37 protein-coding genes and 3 pseudogenes are annotated in these 25,929 nt (G+C 39.6%); 26 read left to right on the forward strand and 14 right to left on the reverse strand.

Going from position 1 to position 25,929, the window contains the following annotated elements; all coding sequences use genetic code 11:
* Positions 1-121 precede the first annotated feature (121 nt).
* The 3 genes from KUH03_RS33785 to KUH03_RS33795 all read right to left on the reverse strand — a co-directional run bounded on the left by KUH03_RS33785 (position 122) and on the right by KUH03_RS33795 (position 1,916).
* Positions 122-772 (reverse strand): hypothetical protein, encoded by a 651-nt coding sequence (locus KUH03_RS33785; protein WP_257088722.1) that lies wholly within the window; start codon positions 770-772, stop codon positions 122-124.
* Positions 773-871: 99 nt separating this feature from the next.
* Positions 872-1,201 (reverse strand): hypothetical protein, encoded by a 330-nt coding sequence (locus KUH03_RS33790; RefSeq protein ID WP_257088724.1) that lies wholly within the window; start codon positions 1,199-1,201, stop codon positions 872-874.
* Positions 1,202-1,256: 55 nt separating this feature from the next.
* On the reverse strand, positions 1,257-1,916 hold the full coding sequence (locus KUH03_RS33795) for a hypothetical protein (RefSeq protein WP_257088726.1): 660 nt from the start codon (positions 1,914-1,916) through the stop codon (positions 1,257-1,259).
* A 204-nt stretch (positions 1,917-2,120) separates the two neighbouring features.
* On the opposite strand from KUH03_RS33795, the gene KUH03_RS33800 reads away from it, so the two are divergent.
* Complete coding sequence (locus KUH03_RS33800) at positions 2,121-2,309, forward strand: hypothetical protein (protein ID WP_257088728.1); 189 nt, start codon at positions 2,121-2,123, stop codon at positions 2,307-2,309.
* 18 nt (positions 2,310-2,327) lie between these two features.
* Here the strand turns inward: KUH03_RS33800 and KUH03_RS33805 are convergent, their stop codons facing one another.
* Together KUH03_RS33805 and KUH03_RS33810 are read right to left on the reverse strand one after the other, a co-directional pair.
* On the reverse strand, positions 2,328-3,590 hold the full coding sequence (locus tag KUH03_RS33805; protein WP_257088730.1) for a TonB-dependent siderophore receptor: 1,263 nt from the start codon (positions 3,588-3,590) through the stop codon (positions 2,328-2,330).
* Positions 3,551-4,942, reverse strand: coding sequence for a TonB-dependent receptor (locus KUH03_RS33810; RefSeq protein ID WP_257088732.1), 1,392 nt, complete (start codon positions 4,940-4,942; stop codon positions 3,551-3,553). The genes KUH03_RS33805 and KUH03_RS33810 overlap by 40 nt, the downstream gene beginning before the upstream one ends.
* A 592-nt stretch (positions 4,943-5,534) precedes the next feature.
* Between KUH03_RS33810 and KUH03_RS33815 the strand changes: the two genes are divergently transcribed.
* The 6 genes from KUH03_RS33815 to KUH03_RS33840 all read left to right on the forward strand — a co-directional run bounded on the left by KUH03_RS33815 (position 5,535) and on the right by KUH03_RS33840 (position 9,683).
* The gene (locus KUH03_RS33815; protein ID WP_257088734.1) at positions 5,535-6,464 is read left to right on the forward strand and encodes a hypothetical protein; all 930 of its coding nucleotides are present in this window, start codon (positions 5,535-5,537) and stop codon (positions 6,462-6,464) included.
* A gap of 267 nt (positions 6,465-6,731) precedes the next feature.
* Positions 6,732-7,064, forward strand: a complete 333-nt coding sequence (locus tag KUH03_RS33820) for a hypothetical protein (protein ID WP_257088736.1) — start codon at positions 6,732-6,734, stop codon at positions 7,062-7,064.
* Complete coding sequence (locus KUH03_RS33825) at positions 7,031-7,762, forward strand: transglutaminase family protein (protein ID WP_257088738.1); 732 nt, start codon at positions 7,031-7,033, stop codon at positions 7,760-7,762. Before KUH03_RS33820 ends, KUH03_RS33825 begins: the two co-directional genes overlap by 34 nt.
* 336 nt (positions 7,763-8,098) lie before the next feature.
* A complete protein-coding gene (locus KUH03_RS33830; protein ID WP_257088740.1) occupies positions 8,099-8,539 on the forward strand; it encodes a hypothetical protein in 441 nt (146 codons plus the stop codon).
* 68 nt (positions 8,540-8,607) lie between these two features.
* Positions 8,608-8,916 carry a hypothetical protein gene (locus KUH03_RS33835; protein WP_257088742.1) on the forward strand — a complete coding sequence of 103 codons (309 nt, stop codon included), beginning with the start codon at positions 8,608-8,610 and terminating at the stop codon, positions 8,914-8,916.
* Between the two features lie 23 nt (positions 8,917-8,939).
* Positions 8,940-9,683 (forward strand): glycoside hydrolase family 16 protein, encoded by a 744-nt coding sequence (locus KUH03_RS33840; RefSeq protein WP_257088744.1) that lies wholly within the window; start codon positions 8,940-8,942, stop codon positions 9,681-9,683.
* Between the two features lie 84 nt (positions 9,684-9,767).
* On the opposite strand, the gene KUH03_RS33845 is transcribed toward KUH03_RS33840, so the two are convergent.
* The gene (locus tag KUH03_RS33845) at positions 9,768-10,601 is read right to left on the reverse strand and encodes an AraC family transcriptional regulator (protein ID WP_257088746.1); all 834 of its coding nucleotides are present in this window, start codon (positions 10,599-10,601) and stop codon (positions 9,768-9,770) included.
* A gap of 170 nt (positions 10,602-10,771) precedes the next feature.
* Between KUH03_RS33845 and KUH03_RS33850 the strand changes: the two genes are divergently transcribed.
* The 5 genes from KUH03_RS33850 (at position 10,772) to KUH03_RS33870 (ending at position 12,650) form a co-directional block, all read left to right on the forward strand.
* Entirely contained in the window at positions 10,772-11,167 is a 396-nt protein-coding gene (locus KUH03_RS33850; RefSeq protein ID WP_257088748.1) for a Crp/Fnr family transcriptional regulator, read from the forward strand.
* Between the two features lie 5 nt (positions 11,168-11,172).
* Complete coding sequence (locus KUH03_RS33855; RefSeq protein ID WP_257088750.1) at positions 11,173-11,310, forward strand: hypothetical protein; 138 nt, start codon at positions 11,173-11,175, stop codon at positions 11,308-11,310.
* Positions 11,311-11,389: 79 nt separating this feature from the next.
* Complete coding sequence (locus KUH03_RS33860) at positions 11,390-11,590, forward strand: hypothetical protein (protein WP_257088752.1); 201 nt, start codon at positions 11,390-11,392, stop codon at positions 11,588-11,590.
* Positions 11,587-11,838, forward strand: coding sequence for a hypothetical protein (locus KUH03_RS33865; RefSeq protein WP_257088754.1), 252 nt, complete (start codon positions 11,587-11,589; stop codon positions 11,836-11,838). Before KUH03_RS33860 ends, KUH03_RS33865 begins: the two co-directional genes overlap by 4 nt.
* A gap of 101 nt (positions 11,839-11,939) precedes the next feature.
* Positions 11,940-12,650, forward strand: a complete 711-nt coding sequence (locus KUH03_RS33870) for an HAD family hydrolase (protein WP_257088757.1) — start codon at positions 11,940-11,942, stop codon at positions 12,648-12,650.
* Positions 12,651-12,740: 90 nt separating this feature from the next.
* Here the strand turns inward: KUH03_RS33870 and KUH03_RS33875 are convergent, their stop codons facing one another.
* The 6 genes and pseudogenes from KUH03_RS33875 to KUH03_RS33905 all read right to left on the reverse strand — a co-directional run bounded on the left by KUH03_RS33875 (position 12,741) and on the right by KUH03_RS33905 (position 17,142).
* Positions 12,741-12,965, reverse strand: coding sequence for an outer membrane beta-barrel family protein (locus KUH03_RS33875; protein ID WP_257088759.1), 225 nt, complete (start codon positions 12,963-12,965; stop codon positions 12,741-12,743).
* Positions 12,962-14,562, reverse strand: a pseudogene (locus KUH03_RS49595) (TonB-dependent receptor domain-containing protein). Before KUH03_RS49595 ends, KUH03_RS33875 begins: the two are co-directional and overlap by 4 nt.
* Positions 14,547-14,744 (reverse strand): hypothetical protein, encoded by a 198-nt coding sequence (locus KUH03_RS33890; RefSeq protein ID WP_257088763.1) that lies wholly within the window; start codon positions 14,742-14,744, stop codon positions 14,547-14,549. The pseudogene KUH03_RS49595 and the gene KUH03_RS33890 overlap by 16 nt, the downstream one beginning before the upstream one ends.
* A gap of 41 nt (positions 14,745-14,785) precedes the next feature.
* Entirely contained in the window at positions 14,786-15,235 is a 450-nt protein-coding gene (locus tag KUH03_RS33895; protein ID WP_257088765.1) for a carboxypeptidase-like regulatory domain-containing protein, read from the reverse strand.
* Between the two features lie 151 nt (positions 15,236-15,386).
* On the reverse strand, positions 15,387-16,112 hold the full coding sequence (locus tag KUH03_RS33900) for a LytTR family DNA-binding domain-containing protein (protein ID WP_257088767.1): 726 nt from the start codon (positions 16,110-16,112) through the stop codon (positions 15,387-15,389).
* The gene (locus KUH03_RS33905; RefSeq protein ID WP_257088769.1) at positions 16,102-17,142 is read right to left on the reverse strand and encodes a sensor histidine kinase; all 1,041 of its coding nucleotides are present in this window, start codon (positions 17,140-17,142) and stop codon (positions 16,102-16,104) included. The genes KUH03_RS33900 and KUH03_RS33905 overlap by 11 nt, the downstream gene beginning before the upstream one ends.
* 235 nt (positions 17,143-17,377) lie before the next feature.
* Between KUH03_RS33905 and KUH03_RS49600 the strand changes: the two are divergent.
* The 4 genes and pseudogenes from KUH03_RS49600 to KUH03_RS49605 all read left to right on the forward strand — a co-directional run bounded on the left by KUH03_RS49600 (position 17,378) and on the right by KUH03_RS49605 (position 19,698).
* Positions 17,378-18,334: pseudogene (locus tag KUH03_RS49600) on the forward strand (aldo/keto reductase).
* 212 nt (positions 18,335-18,546) lie between these two features.
* Positions 18,547-18,756: a YdeI/OmpD-associated family protein gene (locus tag KUH03_RS33915; RefSeq protein ID WP_257088771.1), complete on the forward strand. Its 210-nt coding sequence runs from the start codon at positions 18,547-18,549 to the stop codon at positions 18,754-18,756.
* 27 nt (positions 18,757-18,783) lie between these two features.
* Complete coding sequence (locus KUH03_RS33920; RefSeq protein ID WP_257088774.1) at positions 18,784-18,933, forward strand: hypothetical protein; 150 nt, start codon at positions 18,784-18,786, stop codon at positions 18,931-18,933.
* A gap of 60 nt (positions 18,934-18,993) precedes the next feature.
* Positions 18,994-19,698, forward strand: coding sequence for a Gfo/Idh/MocA family protein (locus KUH03_RS49605; protein ID WP_373564540.1), 705 nt, complete (start codon positions 18,994-18,996; stop codon positions 19,696-19,698).
* A 366-nt stretch (positions 19,699-20,064) separates the two neighbouring features.
* On the opposite strand, the gene KUH03_RS33935 is transcribed toward KUH03_RS49605, so the two are convergent.
* A complete protein-coding gene (locus KUH03_RS33935; protein WP_306429847.1) occupies positions 20,065-20,940 on the reverse strand; it encodes an aldo/keto reductase in 876 nt (291 codons plus the stop codon).
* On the reverse strand, positions 20,895-21,047 hold the full coding sequence (locus KUH03_RS33940; protein WP_257088776.1) for a hypothetical protein: 153 nt from the start codon (positions 21,045-21,047) through the stop codon (positions 20,895-20,897). The genes KUH03_RS33935 and KUH03_RS33940 overlap by 46 nt, the downstream gene beginning before the upstream one ends.
* A 299-nt stretch (positions 21,048-21,346) precedes the next feature.
* Between KUH03_RS33940 and KUH03_RS49610 the strand changes: the two genes are divergently transcribed.
* From KUH03_RS49610 to KUH03_RS33985, 10 genes and pseudogenes are all read left to right on the forward strand, one after another.
* Entirely contained in the window at positions 21,347-21,823 is a 477-nt protein-coding gene (locus tag KUH03_RS49610; protein ID WP_373564541.1) for an FAD-binding protein, read from the forward strand.
* On the forward strand, positions 21,805-22,101 hold the full coding sequence (locus KUH03_RS49615; RefSeq protein WP_373564542.1) for a hypothetical protein: 297 nt from the start codon (positions 21,805-21,807) through the stop codon (positions 22,099-22,101). Before KUH03_RS49610 ends, KUH03_RS49615 begins: the two co-directional genes overlap by 19 nt.
* Complete coding sequence (locus KUH03_RS33950) at positions 22,017-22,451, forward strand: FAD-binding protein (protein WP_257097593.1); 435 nt, start codon at positions 22,017-22,019, stop codon at positions 22,449-22,451. Before KUH03_RS49615 ends, KUH03_RS33950 begins: the two co-directional genes overlap by 85 nt.
* Positions 22,452-22,538: 87 nt before the next feature.
* Positions 22,539-23,018, forward strand: a complete 480-nt coding sequence (locus tag KUH03_RS33955; RefSeq protein WP_257088778.1) for an FAD-binding protein — start codon at positions 22,539-22,541, stop codon at positions 23,016-23,018.
* A 174-nt stretch (positions 23,019-23,192) separates the two neighbouring features.
* Positions 23,193-23,945: a Gfo/Idh/MocA family protein gene (locus KUH03_RS33960; protein WP_257088780.1), complete on the forward strand. Its 753-nt coding sequence runs from the start codon at positions 23,193-23,195 to the stop codon at positions 23,943-23,945.
* A gap of 5 nt (positions 23,946-23,950) precedes the next feature.
* Positions 23,951-24,154 (forward strand): hypothetical protein, encoded by a 204-nt coding sequence (locus KUH03_RS33965; protein ID WP_257088782.1) that lies wholly within the window; start codon positions 23,951-23,953, stop codon positions 24,152-24,154.
* Positions 24,073-24,474, forward strand: coding sequence for a hypothetical protein (locus KUH03_RS33970; protein WP_257088784.1), 402 nt, complete (start codon positions 24,073-24,075; stop codon positions 24,472-24,474). The genes KUH03_RS33965 and KUH03_RS33970 overlap by 82 nt, the downstream gene beginning before the upstream one ends.
* 33 nt (positions 24,475-24,507) lie before the next feature.
* On the forward strand, positions 24,508-25,167 hold the full coding sequence (locus tag KUH03_RS33975; protein WP_257088786.1) for an alpha-L-fucosidase: 660 nt from the start codon (positions 24,508-24,510) through the stop codon (positions 25,165-25,167).
* 58 nt (positions 25,168-25,225) lie between these two features.
* Positions 25,226-25,468, forward strand: a pseudogene (locus KUH03_RS33980) (alpha-L-fucosidase); the annotation flags it as partial.
* Positions 25,462-25,689 (forward strand): hypothetical protein, encoded by a 228-nt coding sequence (locus KUH03_RS33985; RefSeq protein ID WP_257088788.1) that lies wholly within the window; start codon positions 25,462-25,464, stop codon positions 25,687-25,689. The pseudogene KUH03_RS33980 and the gene KUH03_RS33985, both read left to right, overlap by 7 nt.
* Positions 25,690-25,929: the final 240 nt, after the last annotated feature.

Consider the following 25,929-nt stretch of genomic DNA (forward strand, 5'->3'; position numbering starts at 1 on the left):
CGTTAATTTTTTGATTATAACAGATAAAGCCATCCTTGAAGATGGCTTTATCCCTGATATTTTATAGATGAAACAATCTATCAAAATGATTTAATGAAAATGCTGCGTTTGCTGATCATCTTTATTTTTCAAAGGAAGTCATAAATCCTGTTCGCGTACTCATCTGTTTAAAAGTCTCATAGACATCTTTTCTGCAGCTAAAAAGGGTAGCGGATTGTAGGTTGTCAGTTTCAATGTTCTTTACAGACTCTTTCTCTTTTTCTGTTAAGATAACCCCTCTGTAGTCAATTACACCAGCAGAGACCAATACGATGATGCGATCCTCAAGCTCCCATTTTCGTAGTTCATAGGAAGAAAAACCACTTGATAAATCGGTTAAATTTGCATCCCCATGCGTTTTATTTAGCTCAGCTATTAAACTGTTCACCTTTTCTGGTTCTATCTTGCCTGTAGTGCCGGACAAAATCAGGAGATCGTTGTCGAGGTCTGTAATTGCATTTATTTCATTAAATTTTAAATTCCGGAAAAACCCGACGCTATAGTCCTTTTTCCAACCACTTTTACCAATACCAGTTTGTCGGTATTGAATTGCAAATGCCGTATCAATGTCAAATGTCTGTCCGGTACGGTCTATCGTATCCGTTTCTGCCTGAAAAAAATAAATCGGCTTTTCACCGGCATTTAACTTTTTATGATAATCTGACCATTCGGCTTTTAGGGCTGTTGCATAAAAAGTCTTTGCATTAAAACTGTTGAAATTTACCTTTTCCACATCTAATCCTCCAGCTTCAAGCTGTCGTTGGCAATAGCAAAAAGTTGTCAATGGTATCAGCGCAAGCAGAAGTAACTTTTTCGTGTCATTTTCATTAATTTATTTCCCCTCCTTTTTCTCCGGCCAGCCAACAAACACGCCGGTCTCCAAAGTTAACTCTCCAGTGGAGGGATTATAACTGTCTTTTGATAAGATGGGCATTTCTCCAGCTACCTTACTTTGTTCGGGATTATGTGTACGGTTGTGGGATGTGGGCACCTTCTCAAGATGGACCGTTTTGCCATTGATCTGTAAATTTTTCTGTACAATGGTTATCTTAGGCAATTTGTCATAATGTATCACAGTCATCCCTTCCAGATTTCTCGGTCTTTGCGCAAAATCTATAAAGTATTTGTATTGTTCTAAGAACGAGATGATTTGTTTCTCCATTTTAATCTTTTTACCTGGGAATGCCAAAGACCCCACATTGCTGATCTTTTGCTGCTTAAATCTTCGACATACATGGTGATCCAGGAATGTTCATAATCTCCCCAGCTGAAATAGGTTTCCTTGTGATTGATCGAGTCGGGTACCGCCTTGCCGGGGATATAACCGTCTTTTTTAGCGTTACCCGATAAGCCCCCTTATGCCATCCCACGGTATTTCGGACACTGATAAAGTCGCCTTCGGCGTCAGAACTAGCATAATAACCTGTTGTTTTCAATGCCTTTTTCGTCCGTTCGAACCAGCGTGAAAAGATACCATTAAATTTGATTTCTTGCTCCTTGCCTGTCTTAACACTGATACCACCACCAGCGGATTGAATACCACAATACAAAGGAATATTGTTCAGCGCAATATTAAAAGGGGAAATATAAAATGAATAATGATCAGGTATATCGTCCTGCACTATAATATCGATGGAAATAGATTGGAAATCATTGATTGCCGAATCCAATACATAATAGGAATTGGTATAGTGTAAAGGAGGCAATATTAAGCTGTCAGGAAAGACGAATTCCGTAGCCATCTTTTTCTTGAGCTCTTGATCTATACTGCTGTTCTGGTACTTTTTTTTGAGTTCTTCTTTGGTTTGAGAAAATGCTGTCATACCAAATGATAGCATCAGCAACAATAGAGGATATTGATGTTTGAATGACTTCATCGATTTACTTTTAATTTGGTTTGAAAATAGGTATTATATTTTATATTATTTACTCATAAGGTTAAAATTCCATCCATAAATCACTGTCAGAACTACGGATCATAAATCATCTGGGACGAATTGTAAGAGCAGGAAAAACAGCTGTAAATGGTACTTTATATTTGTACAAGGAAATTATTTTAGCTGTATCCCATGTATTAGTTTATGGAAATTATTAAAGCATTTATCACTTATTTGGTTACTTACGTCATCACTTATTATAGCATCAGGTACGCACTCGCTGATAACATCTTAATTAGTACGATGAATATGGCTATTTCGGCATTAATTGCAGCATCCATTACAGCTTTACTAGCTGTAGATTTGTTGAGAAATAATAAGAATGAAGCGTAAAACGCTACACCCGAAAACTCAAATAGTATAGAGGCGTGAAAAAAGGGCCTTTTTATTCAAAAGCTCCCTTTTTTGCAATATAAAAAAACGATTTACGCTATCTTTTTCGAATTTATACGAAAGTGTTGCCATAAAACTACGGGGTGGGATAGGGTTTACACTATAGTTTTCGTGAATGTAATAATTAAATGCATTGGTGATATTGGACAATTTTCCAAGAATGCTCCAATTTTTATAGGTGTATCCGGCAGAAAAGTCAATTGTGGTAAATGGACTGACAGAAATCAAACGATTAAGACCGTCTCGAACATTGATTTTGCTATTGTTCCATCCAGCATTCCGTCTGCCCGTATAAAAAGAAGAGAAGCCTAGTTTTAATCCTTTAACAGTTCCTTGTTGAAAAGTGTAAAATACTGTCCCATTTGCGGTATGGGCTGTGGTACCCACTAAGCGTACGTTTTCCTCACTTCCTGAAATTTCCACAACTTTCGTTTCATTTCCGGCTGTTGTTGTATAGCTTGAAATGGGACTTGTATGCGTATAGCGCATATAGTTGTAGGAATAACCAGCTGTCACATTTAGACCAGGTAATAATGTTCCCGTTAGCTCCGCTTCTAGCCCCTCAGAAGCTGTTTTTCCGGAGAACTCCTTCATGTTGGCATCGCCGTTTTCGGTGCCATCTGGTTTCAGCAGCAGCTGCTGTGCGAATCTATTGTTATTGATTCTATACCAGGCAAGATTCGCAGATAGACGACCATTGAAAAAATCATTCTTGATACCAGCTTCATATTGATCAATTATTGATGGTGCTAGAGGTTGGTAATTGATATCGTAGCCGGAGTTTGAGGTGAAATTATTCGCATAGGTTACATATATACTTGATGAAGGTATCGGTTGATAAATCAAGCCGAATTTAGGTGACCATGCTTTATCAACTTTGGCTCCCATTGGATTCCCTTGTCCATCTTTTGTAACAACTTCTTCTGTTTTATTTTCTTTGTAAGTAAATAGCTCGGAATAGGGCGTACGTTGATACGAATAGCGTATTCCGGCCAAAACTTTAAACTTCTCATTCAGTTCGATTAAATCCTGTAGAAATACACCGTATCGATAGATATCTGTTGTGGTTTTTGTCAACAGATCAGCTCTTGGGATATCAGTTCTCAATCCGTTGCCTGTAGTCGTATGCTGTGCTGTTTGACCCGGATTGAAAACATAAATCGCATCGTAAGGATTTGCTTTTAATACATTTTTGTTATCATAATAATTGATCCCTTCCATAAAAATGCATACACATTTGCATGAGATTGATCTGCATCGGCACCGACTAGAATTTTATGTTTAATTGCACCTGTTTTTACAGTACCCGTTAAATTTAACTGCTGGTTGGCTGTAAATTCGTTTGATTTGGATCTTGTCAAATTTCTGGGAGCAATACCATTTTTGTCAGCCTGGATCCGATCAGACCCATAATAGTCACGATCGTAGGTTTGATAACTTGCAATCGCATTTAAATTCCAGGATCCGTTAAATTTATGGTTGAAATTGATCTGACCGTTTGAAGTATTTGTATTGTTATAAGCCCAAGGTACATTTAAGAATGTATTTCTTCCGACAGATTGATTTAATTTGCCGTCGACAGTCCCTATTCCGAAGTCTGGTGTGAAATCACTTTTCAAGTAATCAAATGTAAAGTTTAGATCCGTTTGATCGGAAATCTTATACAATACAGATGGGTTTACATAGGTTCGTTTTGACTTGACCTGATCTCTGAAGCTGCCAGCTTTTTCATACGTGCCTATCATGCGAAAAGCGACTTTATTTGAAATTGGGCCGTAAACATCGACTGTAGGTTTATAAAAGTCATAACTACCTACACGCATTGAAGCTTCTCCGCCGTAGGAGAACTTAGGCTTTTTGGTAACCAGATTAACGACCGCACCGCCGGATACACCACCATATAGTAATGCAGCACTTCCTTTAAGGATTTCAACGGATTCTAATGTACTGGCTTCTATCGAACCACCATTATTTGTGCGTGCGCCATTTTTAAAGATATTGTTTGCTCCCAAGCTGTAACCTCTCGCATAGAAGTTTTCATTTACACCACCACGATTTGCCCCCATGGCTACACCATTCGCATTTTTGAGCGCATCACTCAACCTATTGACTTGTTGATCGGTAATGATCTGCTTATTAATAATCTGTACACTTTGCGGCAAGTCTTTATCAATAATACCAGCTTTTCCAACGTTGACCGTTTTATTATTATGGGAATTATACCCAAATACTTCAACCTGCTCCAATTGCGCCTCAGAAATATTCATCGCTACAATAACTGTTTGCGCTTTACCATCTTTAACAGTTATTGTTTGTTCTTCAACAGCGTTGCCGATGCTCTTGATTCGAATGGTATAGGTCCCATCCGGAAGATCGGAGAAATGAAAACTGCCATCACGGGAAGTTGAAGTTGATCTACCAAGTGCTGTAATGGTTACTGTAGCTGACTCGATTGCTGCACCATCTTTGGTTTTGACGCGTCCATGTACCCCTTTACTTTGAGCCGAAACATCCAAATGTGTCGCTCCTACCAATCCCAGACTTAAGATAAGCCCCAGAAGAGATCTTTTCATTATTAATATTGAATTAGTCTAAATTATTTGTCGGCGCAAACATACAATTAATTTAGTTATTTAGACTGATTTAAAATAAAAAAATAACATACCTTTTATTTAATACTATTGTAGATAAGAATACTGGGATATTTGCTTGTTTTTTTGTGTTTAAAGTATTGACATTCAGTGGTCTGTCATGTTTTTATTAACCACTACGAATCGTAAATCATAAGCGCGGATTGTAAATGAATGATACCTAGGATAAATAGACCTGATATATTTGGAATTAGGAGATCAACAGGGTACCGATCACGGTATCGATGTTTTTCATTAGGTTAGAAGAAAGCCGTTAGGAATTCCCCATTCCAGCGGCTTTTACTTTTTATAAATTTGTATTATCATGATCCTTTCCACCGCTGAACTGGCTGTTCATGACACTACCGCTATCCTACAATAAAAATCACTTTATCTTATTTCTTTGTTATTCTGATTTTTATATAGGTTGGATAGGTATTTTTATATATCTTTGATAAAGAACCAAAAGCCTTTAGCCTTTCCGCTGTTAACATGGAGATATTTTGACTTTTTGGGAACGAGTAATTTTTGAATTATGAAATATCTTTTTGTACTATTGCTCGGTTTATTCCTATTGTCCAGTTGTGACAAGGAAGAAGGTGATCCAGACTCCATGGAGATCGACGGTGCTGCATTAGCCAAAAAGTTTCAATTTATAGGTCGCTCTGTTGGTTTTTCAGTAAACCAGATTTATGTCGATCAAACCATAGACAAAAATTTTTACCTGGGAACAGTATGGGGATTGAAAGATACTATACCCACGGTGAAGCTAGCTTCCCTTCGTAGTCATTATAAGCCTTTTAAAATTACAATTGTGCCTACCACTTCCGCTATTTCAAATGCGAAGATCGTTCCAACCTTCGACGGAATTCGTTCCTATGCCCGTAAAAATAAAAGCACTGAGCTGACAATGTCAGGTTTTTCCATAACAGATTTCTTTGATTATGAATCAATACGTTACCATCTCAATAATAGCCCTGACGTAGATAGTGTTTTAAAGCTTGTCGAACACCATGATTCAACAACAATCAAAAGAGCATATAGCTGTTTGATGCGTAGTGAAAATATAGCATTTTCATTGATGGCACAATTCAATGAGTTTTCGTCAGCTTTTAGCAGAAAAGATGTTGCCCAGCTAAAACAAGCTGGTTTTAATCCCTATTATACAAATATTGCGAATTACGGTACCCATTTGATTATGATGGGAGAAAGTGATTATCCTCGGATTGATTTCAAAAATGTACTTGATAAATTATTGGACGGTCAGCCTTTGACAGAAAGGGAGGAAACGATCTTGAACGCTTCGGATCTACTAATCTATCTACGTGGTGGTAAGAGAGAGAGTTTTATCAGGCGCGAAAGCGGTTTGCAAGAAATAACTAAGCTGATAACAGAATTTAAAAAGAGTTTGAAAAACAAAGTAATTCATTTGATTTCCCCATCAGCTATTCGCTCAGAAGTTTAGATAATTTCTCACCTTTGAAGTTTTGGTATTCCTATGATTTTCTTGTTCGTGAAGAAAAAGGCAATTAAAGTTTTTATGCAGGACTTTGCTGCATGATGTAATCAACAACGTGCTGGCTACCAAGGTTAAAAAAGTAATTTTGATTCTTTTAATTTTTATTTATATAATTAATTAGTGCTCTGTTAATCGAATTTCCTACCGTTTTTATTGCGTTGATAGCTTGCAATAGCTCAGCAAAAATTAGTAGCTTTATTTTTTTGAATTACTATGAAACTACGCTCTTTATTTTTTGCCCTATCGGTATCACTTTTTAACTTATGTCTAGCACAGTCTGCAGATACACGCGCTATTGCTAAACAGCTTGACCAACCTCTTGAAATAGCCCTTGCCAAAGCAGGAAAAAATAGGACTTCATTGGAAAAAGTGCTCAAAGACGTGCCCAAAAATATGAAGGAAGGTGCAGTCTTCTTAATTTCCTATATGCCACAACGGGATCTGGAATCCTTAAGCAGTGATTTCTTATTGCGCAATATTGAATTGGCCTATCGGGCGAAAGAGAAGTTCGCTTGGACGAAGCAGCTACCAGATTCCATTTTTTAAATGAGGTATTGCCTTACGCCGTGCTCAATGAAAATCGGGACGAATGGCGCGAAGAACTCTTTAATAGGTTTTCAAAGTATGTGGAGTCTTGTAAGACACTCCGTGAGGCCATCGCCGCTGTCAATAAAAATATTCGGGACGAAGTTATGGTTGATTATAACACAAAAAGAAAACGGCCTGATCAATCTCCCTCAGAATCCATTGATCAAGGGATGGCTTCCTGTAGTGGGCTGTCAATTCTGTTGACTGATGCGTTTCGTGCAGTGGGTATCCCATCCAGGGTCGCGGGAACCTTAAACTGGTTTGACAATCGTGGAAATCACAACTGGTGTGAGGTCTGGATAGATGGGAAATGGTATTTTACAGAATATTACCCCGATAAAGAGTTGAATCGTTCTTGGTTCTTAGCGGATGCGGGCAAAGCAGATGCAAGTAATCGGGAGCATGCCATTTATGCTTCTTCTTTCAAAGCGGCAGAAACGTACTTTCCTTTGGCTTGGGATACAAACTTGAAATATGTGAATGGGGTGAACGTAACGCCTACATATAAAGCTTTATATAACGAGCAACAGCAACAAATTAACATAGACAATAAGCATACGGCAATTTATGTTATTGCTTATGAAAGTAAGGACAAGACCACGCCCGAAGATCGAAAAAATGTAATATCGATATCTTTCAAGGGAAGGATCAAGTAGGCGGAGGGTCTACCAAAGATGCAAGACAAGATGCAAACGACAGGTTGCAGTTTGCCGTAGAAAAAAACAAAATATACACGCTTAAGTATAATAATAAACAAGGAGCAGTGGAAAAGCAGGTGAAAGTAGAGAATGATCCTATGACAGTAACTATTTTCCTTGAATAAAAACCCGAAGATTTTATTTTGCCGGTGATTAACCAAATAGTAATTTCAAGTAACAGATTATTATGGTATTAATTTGAACAAACGGTTGCGTTTTGATCGGAGTTGCCAATGCTAATAATTCTCATTATTATCGTATTGCTATAGTAAATTAGCAATTAAATAAGATAAAGTGAAAAAATATATATCACTGGCTGCAGCTCAAATGTTGTCGGTTCTATTATTGTCAGCGCAAACGGCCAAGTCCGATGCTCCATTACGATTGTTGGGAACAAGAAGTTGGATACGACTTGATATGAAAGATGGAAAGAACGATCTTTCGGGTGCCAAGCTGTTCTGGTCAAAGACGCATAGGAAGCCCGCTGTTGCCAATGCGGTACTGGCGGAGGGTACCAAACGCTATTATATCCAGCAGGTTGATCCTGAGACAATTTATTATGTTTGGGTGGAATCTGCAGCTGGCAAGCCTTTGGCGCAAGGGAAGTCCTATACCTCCAAAAGTTGGACTTTGGATGACACCGAGCTCGAGGAAGAGAAAAGAAATCCAAGTTCAGCTGTTGTTCCTGTCGGTATGGAAATTTTTGGCAGGACGAATTTAATGATCGACTTTTAAACCGAAATAAATGGACCACCAATTATTTCTCCTCATTGAATTACCTAAATGAAAAATCAAAGCGGGAAATGTTGCAGGATCAATTACCCCAGCCGGCCTATACGCTTGACGGATCCGCAATTAACCTCTATGTGAACGATACCATCCCAAAGCGCATTTTTACAGAAGGTGGAAACCAAAAGATTTCGTCCATTCAGACTTATGACTGGAAAACGAATGAAAACCTGTTGGACAATAGTAAAGGTGGTTATTTTGAGGTAAAAGTACGCCGCAATCGTCAAGGTAACCCGAAAGGAACAAATACTGCATTTTGGTTTGACTCACCAGGACCAGATATTCGTTACTATCTTCAAGAGGGGGCGAGGTTGACGGAATAAAAGGAATACGTCCAAAAGGCCAATTGTTTGAAATAGATGTGTTTGAATATATCACGGCTCAATTTGTCATCCACGGACATGTCGATGCGAAAGGGATATTTCAACGTAACCTTGCCACACATATTGCCGAAGGTTATGAGCATGTAGGCCAGTGGGTTACCCATGGTGTGTTGTGGACCCCAACAAGTATTAAGCATTATATCAATGGTGATTTAATTAAAGAGTACGACAATAAAAATCAAATCTACTCACCCAACCATTTTATGAATGTGTTTTTGGGCGCATATGGTTCCGAAGGTGGGGTAAATATGGAGGTCGATTATATCCGTGCCTATAACTGGCCTTTGCGTGATGGAAATGAGCTTCCTAATCCCGATTTTGAGGGGAAAGCTGGTCTTAAGCCCTGGGAAGGAGAAGGGACGATTGAAGAAGGCTTAGGTGAAAAGGGGAGTAAGGCTCTCGTACTTGCTCAAGGGAAAAAGATAGAGCAATACATTTATCTGGACCCAGCGCAACAATTTAACCTTAGGTATTGGGGTAGAGGTGGCAGTATAGCCGTAGCAGTAGACGATGTTAAGGTTGTGACCGGAGAGCTGTCGAATCTAAGCCAACAGATACTGGAGTTGGGTAAGAAAGGTAAAAAGCACGAAATTAATTTTGAGACTGGTCAGGAAATCAAGCCAAATAAAAAAATAGTGCGAATAGCTTTTACGAACACAGGTAAAGAGACTTTATATTTAGATAATATCATGGTAAAGAAGAAATAAAATAACTGAAACTTATCCTAGCATAATAATGGAAATATGGCTCCATGTAGTTGAATAAAAATCAATACATGGAGCCTGTTTTCGTTAAAAGGTTATTGTGCTCTTTTGGAACTCAGTTGGTGACATACCAGTTAAGCTCTTAAAGAAATGAGTAAAGACAGCCTGATCTTCAAACCCAACTTGATACATGACAGTTTTGATTGTAATGGGAACGAGACTCAATAGGCGCTTGGATTCTGCTAATATCTCGTCTTTGATTACTTTTGTCGGTGTTACATTTAGATGATTTCGTGTCAGGCTCAAAAGGTAGTCTGAGCTTACATTTAATTTTTTTGCATAGAATGTGACGTTATGCTCTTTGTTGTAATGGAGCTTTACAAGCTGCAAAAATTCAAATAAAACAGATGGTATTTTAAATAAATTAATATCGTTAATACGCTTTTCTAAAATTCTACTGATTTCCTGTAAGGTGATACGTGCCCGTGAACAAATGATTTCAAGTAGGGGTCGATCCATATGCAATTCATTTCCGATATTTCTTAACTCATAGAGGAGTTTCTCAAATTCCGATTGGGTAAGATCTTGTACGGGGTGTATTCTATATAAATGAAGGCTAAAACGTAATGCAGTACAAACCTTTTCAAAATTTATCTTGGCAATCCGAAGTTGATAGGCAAATGTATAATCCAAAATACTGAAATGGCTTCGCTGTCCCGGAAAAACAATATGTAGCTGATATCCCCGCATGATATGCTTACCCAAATCAATATGGTGGGCTCCTCTTTTTGATTTGGAAAGGGTGATAATAAATTCGTCGTTCTGAAAATTTCTTGTTCTATGGAGCCGTCCCTGCCATTCAGTATAGAGCGTCTCATGATCTTTTTTAGATCCCCACTTTTTTGACGATACCTGTTTCAAACATTTTTTAGGTTAAATAGGGTTATGTGTTATTCAAGTATATAAAAAAATGAATGATAAAATTGAATAGTCACGTTTTATCCTGCTCTTTCTATTTTTGTATCAGAAAAAGGTGTTTTTGAGATATGTATTGACCAGAAGTTTTTATCTTGTTTTAAAATTTGGATAGCATGGATAAAATCAAAAATTATTTTGACTCGCTCATTGCGATGGAGGCGGAAGACTGGGATATTTTTTCGTCAATGCTTACCAAGACAGTTTTTCCGAAAAGATCACTGATTCTGGAAATGGGTAAAACCGAGCGCTATCTATCTTTTATTGAAAAAGGGATTGTCCGATTCAATATTCCAAAATTAGATTATGATTTTACATTTGGTTTTGCCTTTGAAAACTCCTTTGTGAGCGCCTATGATTCATTCCTGACCCAAACTGCATCGTCCTATAATCTTGAAGCGATTACAGATTGCGTTTTGTGGCGGATATCTTATGATGATCTGAATATCGTGTATAAAACGACACAGGTGGGGAATTTTATTGGACGAAAGGCTATCGAAGATATCTTTTGAAGAAAATGAAACGTGAATTTACCTTACTTGAAGATTCAGCCAAAACGAGGTATGTCAATCTAATGCGGGAACAGCCTGAGTTAATTGAAAATATCCCCTTAAATACCTGGCATCTTATATCGGGATTAGACCCCAATCGCTAAGCAGAATCCGGAAGGAAATTTATTAACAATTGTTCATTGATAAGGAATAGAAAGGCTCATAACTTTAAATAAAAAGATTATGAAACCACTTTTTGTTTTACTTACAGTATTTCTCATCAGCAATTTAGTTATACGACAGTATAAGGGCGATATGGATTACCATTTGGCTGGAAAAATAGCCCTTGCTGCCACATTATTGTTCACCTCTCTTGGACACGTTATCTACACAAAGGGTATGGTGCTGATGCTCCCGGATTTTATCCCATTAAAAAAGAAATGATTTATGTGACTGGACTATTGGAGGTCATGGGAGCCTTCGGTTTATTTATACCAGTTTTAAGTCGTCTTACAGGGATGCTTTTAATTGTCTTTTTTATGCTGATACTACCGACAAATATATATGCGAGTATGAGGTACCTGAACTATGAAACTGCGACTTTTGATGGGAAAGGTCCAGGTTATCTGTGGTTTAGAATTCCATTTCAACTGTTGTTGATCGGCTGGACTTATTATTTTGTGCTACGTTAATTTATGCTCCTCTTAACTTAAAGATAGCAATAAGTTAATATTGAAAAGTTTAGTTTTATTTAACAATATTTTATTTTTGCTAAACATTTAATAGTGAATAGATGAGAGAAGCGATCAAGATGGTAGTATTTGATATGGCAGGTACTACTGTAAATGAGGATAATATAGTTTATAAAACACTTCTACAGGTGATAAATCACATTGGTGGTTATCAACTGACGTTGACAGAAGTGTTGGAGCATGGAGCTGGCAAAGAAAAGTTACAGGCCATTAAGACTGTACTAAAAAATTGCCTCAATATAGTTGACGATCAATTGGCTGAGCAGATGTTCCAATCATTTTTGCAAGCACTTGAAAAGGCCTATGAAGCAGCAGACATTTATCCGAATTCAAATGCCAATGAACTTTTTGCGATTTTGAAAGAGATGAATATACTTCGGGTATTGAATACGGGATATGATCGCAAAACAGCGGAATCCCTTTTGAAAAAACTTAATTGGGTTGTAGGTCGAGATATTGATGCATTGATTACAGCATCCGATGTGCCTAAAAATAGACCATACCCGGATATGATCGATCTTGCAAGAGCAAATTTTGCAATAACAGATCCCAAAGGCGTAGTGAAAATAGGGGACTCAATTATTGATATAAAGGAGGGGCAGAATGCTGGTTGTGCTTTAAGCATTGGCATTACGACAGGAGCCCATCATGCTGACCAGCTAAAATCAGCGAATCCAGATTACGTGATTGATGATTTACTGGAAATTGTACCCATTATAGAAAAATACAATATCCCAAGTCAGCTGGTTTAATGAAGTGAAGATAGATAAAATGAATAAAGCAGAAAGAGACCATTTAATCGGTCTCTTTCTGCGTTAATATGTCGAGCTAAATGCAAGTGTCTATTGCATCTGCATACCTTCCATGGAATTTTGGTTTTTGTTTTTCTTGAACATGTTCATGTCCATTTTGCCAAAACGATAAGATAGATTCAATTTGACAAGCTGTGGATTGGAGAGACGATAATACTCTTGGTAGAAGCCATCACCCGAAGAGATTATGGTATTTCCGCGGGTTCTGAAGATATCGTTTACCGCCAATGTCACGGAAGCAGCCTGATTTTTCAAGAAACTCTTCTTGATGGCAAAATCGATTCCATAAAAGGCTTAATGTACCCCTGAGAGGAACTTTGAGCCTGATTCATCGGTGGGCCAAAGGTTTGATTTTGTGTGACCGGCATATTTGTTTTTCCTTGATATTCAAATGCGAGTTGAAGGTTCCAGTTCTTTTTCAAATTGAACGTATTATTCAATTTTCCAAATACGGTCCACATACCTTCTGATGGTGTCTTTTCATCGATTTCAATTTTTGAATTGTAGAAATTGAGGTCTGCTGTCAGATCCCACCATGTTTTTAAATTATTGGTGTAGGTGAACTCTGCACCATAGTTTTTGCTGGAATTTGCATTAATATAGGTGTTGATGAAATCCATTTTGTCCGTAATGGGATTGAGCTCCTGCGTCAGGTATCGGGTGATCAGGTTCGTGGTATATTTGTAATAAAATGAAGCCAAGAAGGTCCCTTTACCATGTGTTCGGCTATAAGACAATTCGCCCGACGTTGTAAACTCTGGGACGAGGTCCGGATTACCACGTGTAATATTTAAGCTGTCTGTATAGTCGACAAAAGGAATTAACTGAAAGAAGTTGGGACGATTGACACGACGGGTGACACTCATCTGTAGCTGATCTTTCTCCGTCAGTTTCTTACTCAGGAATAGGGAGGGAAAGAGACTGAGCGGGTATTTATTGTGGAATTTTTGGTTTGTATTGATTAGTTCACCGTCATAGGTGGAATTCTCGACACGTAAACCGACTTTATAAGATACCCAATCTTTAAAGTTGCCACCAAGTGAAGCATAAGCCGCATAGACCGTATTCTTATTGTCGTAATTGGCTGACGCAGCACTGATATCCTCATAATCATCTTTATCGCGGGCTTTAAGGCTGTTACTATTCAGGTTTTTGAGTTTGTTGATCTGTGCGCGAACTCCGTCTCAAGTTTCATCCCATTTTTGAATGGTTTAACATAATCTGCCTGTACAGTCATAAATTTATTGTCGCCAGATCCAACGTTCTTTTGGATCTGTGAACCAATGATTCCACTGTTATCTAAATAATTAGTGGTGTAAGTGCCGTTAGATTTGTTTGTTCCACCGAAATAATTGAAGTCCGCGGTCAATTCTTCGCCTTCGGTTTTAAATTTCTGAACAAGGCCTGCCTGTAAACCTCTAGGTTTGAAACTACGTTCGGACGCTGAAATTCTATTGCTATTGCCTTGCGTTTCCGTCGTTATCATCGTGTTTTCATAGGGTCGAAATTTACCTTCGACAAAGATTCCAGCAACAGATACGGTCGTGCGCGGACTAAGGTCATAGTCTAACCCGAGTCTTCCAAAGCTGATCATTCCCTTGGTTTTACCTTCAATATCCTGGTTAACGGTAGATTTAACGCCATCAATTGTGCTTTCCCGATAGCTATCACCTTCGGTATTTGTTCGCATACGCATATTCATCCCCGTAAGGGATATATTGAATTTGTTTTGACGCAAATTGAGACTTCCCATAAAATTGGTTCCGCCAAAGCGATCAGCTCCAAGGGTAACCATACCATTGTAACCTGTTTTTTTATTCTTTTTTAGGATAATATTTAATATCCCGGCCATACTCCCGAAGCATCATATTTAGCAGAGGGGTTGGTGATGATTTCAATCTTTTCGATCACGTCAGCAGGTATTTGGTCTGGCGTTAGTGTTGTCGGTTTGCCATCTACAAAAATAGTTGGTGCAGCATTCCGGAGCTTGACATTCCCATCAATATCAACTTGCACAGAAGGCATATTGCGCATAACATCGATGGCAGTACCACCCGCTGCTACAATATTCTTTTCTACATTGTATACTTTTTGTCGATATCCATTTCAAGTAAAGCTTTACGACCAGTGACTGTTACCTCGTCTAGCTTTCGATTATCATTTTCCAATGTGATAGCACCAAGATCTTTATCCAAAACTTTGCTATCAGAACCATACTCGACCGCAATATCTTTAGCGGTGTAACCTACTGAGCTTATTTTTAACTTCCATTTGTCTTTGGTGGATAGTGCCGTAAAACTAAATTTTCCATTTTCAAGCGAACTCGTGCTTTTGAATAAGATTTCCCGTTCTTTGCCCGTAGACTGATCATGGATCACCCGCAGTAGATTGACTGAAGCCTGTGCGATTGGTTTGCCCTGAAGGTCTATCAGTTGACCGGAGAGTTTGCCTTCAGCGACAGCGAAACTGCTGGGACGGCCACTGGGAGCTGTTTGGGCATGTAATGAGGCAACGGCGGTTGCCAATAAGAGTGCTGCTATAATTTTTTCATTTTTTCTTTGCTATACGGATCAATAGCCAGTGTTGGACAAATTGACCCCAAGCAAATTTGTAAATGATTTTTATTCTACACAATTATCTGTAGACCGACGGGCCTAATGTGTAGACGAATGGCCCTTATCGAATGCTGTTATCTTTGCTCGCTGGCCCATTTGTCTGAAACTGCTCCATATTTTTGACATATTTTTTGCCAATCGGCAGTTCCACTTCAGGTAATGCCAGTTTTGCAACTGTGCAATGTTCGATCCTATTTTTGTTGACGATAAAGGAATTGTGTATTCGGAGGAAGTTGCCTGTTGGCAACAATTTTTCCATACCACGTAAATTGCTCCGGGTTAGCAGTGGAACCGGCCGGTCAACCAAATAGATTTTTACATAGTCTTTTAAACCTTCGATATAACTGATTTCCTGGAGAAAGATCTTGGTTTTTTTATATTCCACATGCACGACAATATGGTCTTTTTCAACAACTTGTTTGTTGCGTAGTGTCATAATATCTGCTACTTTTCGAATCGCAGCCGTGAGCCGTTCTTTTGAAATAGGCTTCAAAAGATAATCTACCGCATTTAGTTCGAATCCCTCAACAGCATATTGATGATAGGCTGTTGTGAATATAATTAACGGTGGATCTTCGAGGTCCCTGACAAATTGTGTTCCTAATTGTTCGGGCATCTGGATGTCCAGAAAAATGAGATCGACTGAATGGTTTTTCAGGTAGTCAACAACATCTACAGGGGCATGAAATTTCTGTAGAATTTCAATTTGCTCAAAACTCAACAGATCGTCCTCCAGCAAATTAAGCGCGAATGGTTCGTCGTCAATGAGTATACATTTAATCTTCATCTGTCATTAATCTGAGTGCAACTTCAAAATAGTCATCTGCTGTCCTTTTGATCTTGAGGTCATGGCGGTTGGGATAAAGCAACTGTAATCGTCGTTTTACATTCGTCAATCCGATCCCTTCATTTGGCCGGTGCTCGGTATATTGTAATATTTTATTGACCGATTTAAAAATAAGACCACCCGGAATATCTACGAATTCAAACTGGATGTAAGGGCTATTTTTACTATCTACTCCGTATTTGAAAGCATTTTCTACAAAATGAATAAATAATAGCGGTGGAATCATTCTATTCTTGAGGCTGCTTTCTATTTTTAGATCAACTTCACCCGCAATGGGAAGCCTTAATGTCTGTAAAGCAATGAAATTGCGCATATGATCAATTTCTTTGAAAAGTTCGACCTTTGGTCCATCCACTTCATAAAGAATGTAGCGCAGCATTTCGGAGAGCTTGACTATTGTCCCCTCGGAGTCGGGAGACTTTTTGCGGATCAGCCAACGGATATTGTTGAGCGTATTAAATAAAAAATGTGGACTGATCTGAAGTTTCAAAATAGTGAGTTCGGCAGTTGTCTTTTCTAATGCGATTTGTTTATTAAGTTCCTTTTGTCTAGCCTGTTCATTATAAAGAAAGATCATGGACGAGGTGATCATACAAAGTGAGTAGATAATTCCCGGGCCTACAACGAGTCGTACAAATAGTATATTCTCCTTTTTAAAATGAGCTAATTCTCCATTAGGATTGAAATAGACGATCGCATAATTGAGTAGGACATAGGCGACAAATCCCAACGCGATGAAGAGGACAAAAATCTTTCGACGGCCAAAGAAATAGCGCGGTGCGACAACATAACAATGCAGATAAAAATTGCTTGCCAGAAAGATGATATTGGCCAGATGGGATAGTGCCGAATAGATTTTAAAATCAGCGATTTTATCAGGTTGATAGAGATAAGTAATAAAAGGCAGTAAGAGCAGAATGATCCATATCACAATATGTAAATAGAATTTTCTAAAGAATCTACTGATCATGGGGACGTTCTTAAAGTTGTGCTATTATTGGACTATAGTCAAAAATATAAAAATATTTGTGATACTAGCATGGTATCTGTTGAGTGGACTGGTATAAATTTTAATTTAAATTGTTGCGTACCGAAATATTTCGATTAGATTGACAGTTGCAATTGCATAGACTCTTCAAAATAGTTTTGTATTTTGCATACATAAACTTGACAACGTGACATTCAATCCAAACCGATATACGATAATGCCTTACAGGCGATGTGGGAAAAGTGGGATCCAGCTTCCAGCAATTTCCCTTGGTCTGTGGCAAAATTTTGGTGATATTGATCAGAAAGAAGTGTTTAGGCAGACCCTATGTACGGCTTTTGATAATGGTATCACACATTTTGACCTCGCCAATAATTATGGCCCACCTCCCGGTAGCGCGGAGCAAAATTTTGGCGCTATTCTGAGCTCAGATTTTGTTGGACATCGGGACGAACTTTTGTTGTCGACCAAAGCGGGATACACCATGTGGGATGGACCCTATGGCGATTGGGGAGCCGTAAATATCTGATGGCCAGCCTTCATCAGAGCTTAAAACGTCTAAAACTTGACTATATTGATATTTTCTATCATCACAGACCTGACCCACAGACACCACTTGAAGAAACGATGGGTGCATTAAGTGATATTGTACGACAGGGGAAAGCCCTCTATGTCGGTTTATCAAACTACCCCGTGGATTTAGCAAAGAAGGCAATTGCTATCTTACAGGATCTTAGATGCCCTTGTCTGATCCATCAACCAAAGTACTCGATGTTGGTGCGTAACCCAGAGGATGGGCTGTTGGACGTGTTGGATGAAGAGGGGTGGGTATGATTGCTTTCTCTCCGTTGGCACAAGGTTTACTGACCAATAAATATTTACAAGGTAATATTCCAACCGAGTCTCGGGCCTCAAAAGAACATTTTTAAAGAGTACTGCAATTACACCCGAACTGATAACAAAATTGTCTGCTTTGAACGAAGTTGCAATGCAACGCGAACAATCGCTGGCTCAAATGGCAATTGCATGGTTATTGAAAGACGAACGCCTGACTTCGGTTTTGGTCGGAGCACGAAACAGTGAACAGTTGACTGATTCGTTAAAATCGCTCGACAATTTGAGCTTTAGTACTGTGGAACTCGATCAGATCGCACATATTCTTGCTACAACTTAATTTTTTGATGGATGGTAAATTTAAACGCCTATGTCGGTCTTTAAAGCCAAACTAGAACTAATAGGAATCAATCCCTTTGTTTTTGTACCCGATGATGTATTGCATCTACTCTTTGAAGAAGCTGGGGTCAACAAGGGATATATACCTATTAAAGGAATGGTAAACGGGAAAGATTACAAACAGACTTTGTTGCGTTATCAGGAGCGTGGCGATTGTATATCAATACGGAAATCTTGCCAAATTCACCGAAACGAATTGGTGAAATCTTGGAATTATCCGTTGTTTTTGATCCGACGGACCGAAGCTTGGTTCCGCACCCCGAACTTGAGCAGGCATTGGCAGAAAATGAAGCAGCCAAAACTGTCTTTGACCGTTTAGCACCATCAAAAAGAAAAGAGATTATCCGTTATATTTCTTTTTAAAGACCGACGACAGCCGGCGTAAAAATATTGAAAAAGCAATCGGATTTTTGCTTGGTAACAACAGATTTATTGGGCGTGAAAAACCCTGATAAAAAGATTTTATTGGAAGATTGGATCAACAAAAATAAAATGGAAAATACAAAGGTAAGATGGGGATCATTGGCTGCGGTGATGTGACCGAAAAAAAAGAGCGGGCCGGCATTCAATAAGGTTAAAGATAGTCAATTGCTTGCTGTCATGCGCAGAGACGCTGCAAAAGCCGCCGATTATGCTCGGAGACACCAAGTTGCCAATTGGTATTCGAAGGTTGAGGACTTGTTGGACAATCCGGCATTGAATGCTATTTATATTGCGACTCCACCATCTTCGCATTATGACTATGCATTGAAGGCGCTAGAAGCCGGAAAGAATGTTTATGTGGAGAAACCTGTTACATTAAATGCGGATGAAGCCACATTGCTGTTAGAGGCTGTTAGAAAAACAAGTGGCAAGCTCGTCGTTGCACATTACCGAAGACAATTACCCTTGTTTCTCAAAGTAAAAGAATTGCTGGAGGCAGGAGAGATAGGAACTATCCGAACTGTTCAACTTCGATTATGGCAGAGCCGGGCACCAGAACTGGTCACTAAAGGTGCAGCAGACTGGCGTACAGACCCAGCGATATCGGGTGGTGGATATTTTTTTGATCTTGCACCACATCAATTGGATCTAATGCTGTATTTCTTTGGTGCACCTATTTCTTATAACGGATTTAGCCAACTTCAGGATGCTGCAAGTGCCGTTGCTGATCAAACAACTGGTACCATGTTGTTTGAGAATCAGATCATCTTTAACGGAAGCTGGTGTTTTAATGTCCGATCAGAAGATAACATAGATTGCTGTGAAATTGTAGGTAGCCAGGAAAAATCATCTTTTCGATATTTGGCAATTCCATCCTATTAAGATCTGATCAGGGAGAAAAAGAATTCGTATTTGAGCATCCCGAGCATATACAATATCCAATGATCGCGAGTACAGTTGCCTTTTTGAAGGTAATGGGCCAAACCCTGCTTCGATGGAGGAAGCGCTGACTCTTATGAAAATCATTGATTGTTTTGCTGAAATAAAATAAGTGACTACTGGTAGGCTAGCGATAGATTTCAATGTTTATTAAGTGTCGATTCCTATGCTATGGTGGGTCAAAAATGAAGCCTAATGGTGGTCAGTATTTAGCCCAAGGACAGTTACAATATTGAATTTTCAACTCTTATAACAGAACAATCCTGGAGTGGCGCACTGTCATAAGAGTTCTTTTTAGAAGGCTAAATTTTAAATCTTAGACAAGGCTGTATCGATAAATGATAGTTCATCTCCAGTGAGATCGATTGCTGTAGCTTCTGCATTTGCTATAGCCTGTTCAGCATTTCTGGCACCGGCCAATACGACAGTAATTGCTGGTTGCAGACTGGTCCAGCGTAACACAAGTTGTGAAAGACTGACGCCCTTATCAGATGCCACCGGACTAATGGTATCTAAGAAAGTTTTTACCTTTTTGAGATCAAATTGCTGAAAGTAGCCGTTGCGGTGATCATTTTCTTTCAATTTACCTTCATTAAAATATTTACCTGTAAGCAGGCCACGTTCCATCGGGCTGTAAACAATAATGCCCAAATCATGCTGTTGTGCATAAGGTACAAGATCTTGCTCAATACCTCGGTTTAGCATACTGTAACCGACCTGATTGCTCGCGATTTGGATTGAATGCTGAGCTTCAGAAACTTGTTCAACACTATAGTTGCTTACACCCGCTGCACGAATTTTTCCCTGCTGTAAAAGCAGATCTAAGGCTTCCATTGTTTCAGCAATGGCTGTGGTATTGTCTGGCCAATGGATTTGCAATAAGTCTATATAGTCCGTTTGCAGGCGTCTTAGGCTGTCTTCGACTTCTTTGATCACACTAGCTTTGGAGGCATACTTGTAAACGGGGATAGTTTTGCCCTTTTCCTCAGCATCAAAGAAAAATTCACCTTTACCTTGATTACTTCCGTCCCATACCAACCCAAATTTGGTCAACAACTGAATTTTAGACCTATCGTAACCCTTTATCGCTTCGCCTATCATCTCCTCACTCAAACCGAAGCCGTAGAAAGGAGCTGTATCTAAGGTGGTAACTCCATGATCGATGGAAGCCTTAACAGACTGGATAGAGTCTTTTTCTCATTACCACCCCACATATTTCCACCAATGGCGAAAGCACCATAGGTAATTGCTGAAAGTTCTAAATCTGTTTTTCCTAATTTTCTGTATTCCATATTTTGTTATTTTAACCTTTGTTACCCTCTGAATATCTTCATCAAATCAAAAGGGGCGACTTGCTTAATATTATTATTTGAGTTTGTGATGAAGCAAAGGTAGAATAGTATTTTCTATCATTAAAATAACTTAAATTGTGTTTGTGTATAATTTTAATTATAGTTTGTATTGCTTTTTCATAGCTTGAATTTTATTTCTCTTTGTACATCAGAACAGAAACTGGTAAATTTAAGGGAACCAAAAATGAACTTACGTAAAAGAAGCCGTAAAGAAAATCGAATCCATTGGTATAAACAGTATGCGGAGAGAACAACAATTTAAACCTGATGCCATCATTATAGGGACTGGTCTGGCGGGATTAACTGCGGCAATGGAAATTACCAATGCTGGAAAGAAGGTGCTTTTACTGGATCAGGAAACCGAAGAAAATATTGGTGGGCAGGCCTTTTGGTCATTTGGAGGTCTATTTCTTATCAATTCACCACAGCAACGCCGCATGGGAATCAAAGACTCCCTGGAGCTGGCGCGGCAAGACTGGTTGGGGACCGCAGGATTTGATCGAACCGAAGATTATTGGCCTCGTCAATGGGCGGAAGCCTACCTAAAATTTGCTGCTGGCGAGAAATACGCGTATGTGACCAAGTTAGGTATCAAATTCATGTTTATGGTAGGCTGGGCCGAGCGCGGAGATGGCAGTGCTTCTGGTCATGGCAATTCGGTACCCAGATTTCATGTGAGTTGGGGACTGGAACAGGGGTGGTCGGACCATTTATAGAAAAAGCTTATGCTGCCGAAAAAAGCGGACTATTGCAATTTAAGTTTAGGCATCGCGTGAGGAAACTGATAACGGAAAATAACACTGTAACAGGAGTGTTCGGCGATATTTTAGAAGCTGATGATCAGCAAAGGGGGCAGCGACCAATAGAGACGTCATCGACACATTTGAGTACCGTGCCTCAGATGTTATCATCGCTTCGGGTGGACTTGGAGCCAACCATGAGCTGGTCCGGAAGAATTGGCCTGAACGATTGGGAAAAGCACCAGAACATATGATTTCAGGAGTTCCAGCCTATGTGGATGGAAAGATGATCAGTATAGCCGAAGAAGTCGGGGCACACACGATTAATAAAGACCGTATGTGGCATTATACAGAAGGTATCCAGAACTGGAATCCGATTTGGCCCAATCATGGTATCCGTATCCTGCCCGGCCCGTCCTCACTTTGGTTTGACGCAAAAGGAAATAGACTTCCAGCACCATTCTTACCTGGGTTTGACACTTTAGGTACCCTAAAGCATATCCAAGATAGCGGGTATTCATATTCCTGGTTTATTCTGACACAAAAATCATCAAAAAGAATTTGCACTTTCCGGCTCCGAACAAAACCCCGATATCACCAATAGGGATTATAAGCTCTTTCTCAAACGAATTTTTGGCAAAAAGGCCCTGGTCCAGTTGAAGCGTTTAAGGAGAATGGAGTCGATTTTATCGTGTCAGATACATTGTCGGAATTGGTATATAAGATGAACCTCCTGTCTGGCGATGATCTGTTAAATTATGAATCTATTAAGTCACAGATCGTAGCCAGAGATCGGGAATTGGATAACAAATTCTCCAAAGACACGCAGGTCAATTATATCCGTAGTACGCGGAAATATCTTGGTGATAAGCTAGGCCGGGTTTCGGCTCTGCATAAGATATTGGACCCAAAGAATGGACCATTGATTGCCGTACGGCTCCATGTACTGACGCGTAAGACTTTGGGCGGGCTTAAAACCAATCTTGATGCGCAGGTTTTGACGATGGATGATGATACTATTGAAGGATTGTATGCCGTTGGTGAGGTGGCAGGTTTTGGAGGCGGTGGTATGCACGGGTACAGAGCATTGGAAGGGACATTTTTGGGTGGTTGTATTTTTTCTGGAATGAAAGCGGGAAAACATATTGCTGGTAAAGCCAATCGCCCATAACCCAATAATTTCTCGTTAATGCCGTCAAAACCTTAACGATGAAACAAGGATTGTCGTTATTTTGCCTAATCTTCAAGATTAAATCTTATATTAGTTATTTCTAGGGAAAGTGCTGCATGAATCGTCTTTACTAAAAAGATAGTAGAGCAAAATCAAAATAAACCAAACTAAGCAATGAAAAGAAAAGATTTTATCCGTAATGCAGGGATTCTTACTGCCTCAACATTATTTGCCAATACACGTGTTTTCGGTTTTCAATCTGAACTTATCCGTGTTGGACTGATTGGTGTAAACGGTATGGGCTGGTCCAATCTAAATGCGATATTGAAAGTCCCCGGTGTCCAATGTACAGCACTTTGTGACGTAGATGAAAATATACTCAGCAACCGAGTGGAGGAATTAAAAAAACGAAATATTACAGTCAAAACCTATATTGATTATAAAGATTTGCTTAAAGCAACTGATGTGGATGTTGTTATCATAGCCACACCCGACCATTGGCATTGCTTGCAGATGGTAGATGCTGTTGCAGCAGGCAAGGACGTATATGTTGAAAAACCTATTGGAAACTCCATTCGGGAATGTGAAGTCATGGTTGCCGCTGCGAAAAAATATAATCGTGTTGTACAGGTGGGGCAATGGCAACGTAGTCAACAGCATTTCAGAGATGCAATGGCATTTGTACATGGTGGAAAACTGGGTAAAATCCGTTTGGTCAAAGCTTGGGCTTATCAAGGTTGGATGAAGAGTATTCCTGTGTTGGCAGATGCTGCCGTTCCTGCAGGTATTCATTATGACAAGTGGCTGGGACCAGCTCCAAAACGGCCTTTCAATCCCAATCGTTTTCATTTCAATTTTAGGTGGTATTGGGACTACGCTGGTGGCTTGATGACCGATTGGGAGTCCATATGTTGGATTATGCCTTGATCGGGATGAAGGTTTCTGATCCGGTATCCATTATGGCAGCTGGAGGAAAGTTTGCTTATCCCGATGATGCAGCCGAAACACCGGATAGCTTAACCACAGTGTATGAGTTTGATGGATTCAATGTGCAATGGGAGCAGGCAACAGGAATAGATCTTGGTCCCTATCAAAAACACATGGTGTCGCTTTTATCGGTAATAACGGTACGTTAGTCGTTAATCGTGAAGGTTGGGAGGTCATTCCTGAAAAAGGACGTATGGAAGCTGTTGCTTTTCAACCTTCAAAAGATAATGGGCTCGATAAACATATGGTCAATTTTATAACTGCAGTTCGAAATAAATCCAGTGAAGGACTTCATGCGCCGATCGAAGCGGGTGCTCATATTGCCATTTTCTCTCAAATGGGGAATATTGCTTATCGTAGCAAGAAAAAATTATTTTGGGATAAAAATAAGCGAACTTTCAATGATAGGGAGGCAGATCGCTATCTAGCTAAAAGTTATCAAAATGGGTATAGTATGCCTAAGGTATAATGTTGTTCCCAGACGTATCAAAAGTTTTTATAGATGAGTTTTAAAAAGATTGTATTGGGGGCAATGATCAGTGCGCTATGCACGCAGGAGGTTCTTGCGCAACGAATGGAAGAGATGTGGGATGGTGCTGGCGGGAAAGGTGTTGTTTCACAAAATAGAGGAAAGCTGTTTCGGGAGGGGAAATATGCGCTATTTATTCATTGGGGTATCTATTCCCAATTAGCAAATAAATGGCAGGGAAAAACCTTTTATGGAATCGGAGAATGGCTTATGAACAAGAGTATGGCGAATATTTCGCCAGCAGAATATAAGTTGGCGGCATCTTCCTTTCATCCGGATCACTTTGATGCCAAAGCGATCGTGCAGCTGGCAAAAGATGCTGGAATGCGTTATATCGTTATTACTAGTAAACACCATGACGGATTTTCGATGTTTCATTCGAAAGTAAACCCATTCAATATTGTCGATGCGACGGATTTTAAACGTGATCCAATGATCGAATTGGCGCAAGCTTGTAAAGAAGGCGGCATCGGTTTTGGATTTTATTATTCTCAAAATCAGGATTGGACTTATCCCGGTGGAAACGGTGGGCCAAAGGTTGATGCACAGGGAAAGCGAAATCTTTTGACGATTACTTTTGGGAGAAATGCTATCCTGAGGTACAGCAAATTACAACAGGCTATGGTCCTATAGAACTGGTATGGTTTGATACGCCGGGTGGAATGGATAAAAATACGCACAGAAGCTTGTTGAACTGGTACACAAGAATCAACCGGGAGCCTATGTGTCAGGAAGGGTAGGGCATGGCCTCGGAGATTATTCTACTCTTGGTGACATGGAGGTGCCTCGGGAGAATGTGGATGGCATTTGGGAAACGGTTGATGTGACTAATGATTCCTGGGGCTATGCTTGGTATGACAATAATTGGAAGAGTAGCCAGGAGATATTACAACGTACACTATCAACTGTCGCACGTGGGGGACATACATGCTGAATGTAGGCCCGAAACCGGATGGTTCTATTCCGGATCAGGCGGGTTTGGCTCTGCGCAATGCAGGTGCTTGGATCAAGCGTTATCCCGAAACGGTTTATGGTGCGCAAGCATCACCTTGGAAGCATGCGCTACCTTGGGGCGATGCCACCGTACAGGGGATCGTATTTCCTTACTGGTCTATCATTGGCCTGCAGATGGAACCTTATACGTTCCGGGCTTGACCAAAGGGGTTCAGTCGATTAAACTCCGGGGTTCGAAAGATCAAGAAAAATTGAATTATACACTTGAAAAAGACTGGCTTAAAATTGATATTCCGAAAATTGCCCCGAAAAGATGGTATCTGTCATCGAGGTTAAGTTAAACGGTACACCTCAGGTCGAAAAAATGCTGGGGTTGATCCAGCACTGGAAACCGTTATCCCTGTTGATTTTGGAGAGGTGGAGGGCTGTAATAAAGAAGGA

Source organism: Sphingobacterium sp. E70 (assembly GCF_019285695.1).
In the GTDB taxonomy this organism is placed as follows: domain Bacteria; phylum Bacteroidota; class Bacteroidia; order Sphingobacteriales; family Sphingobacteriaceae; genus Sphingobacterium; species Sphingobacterium detergens.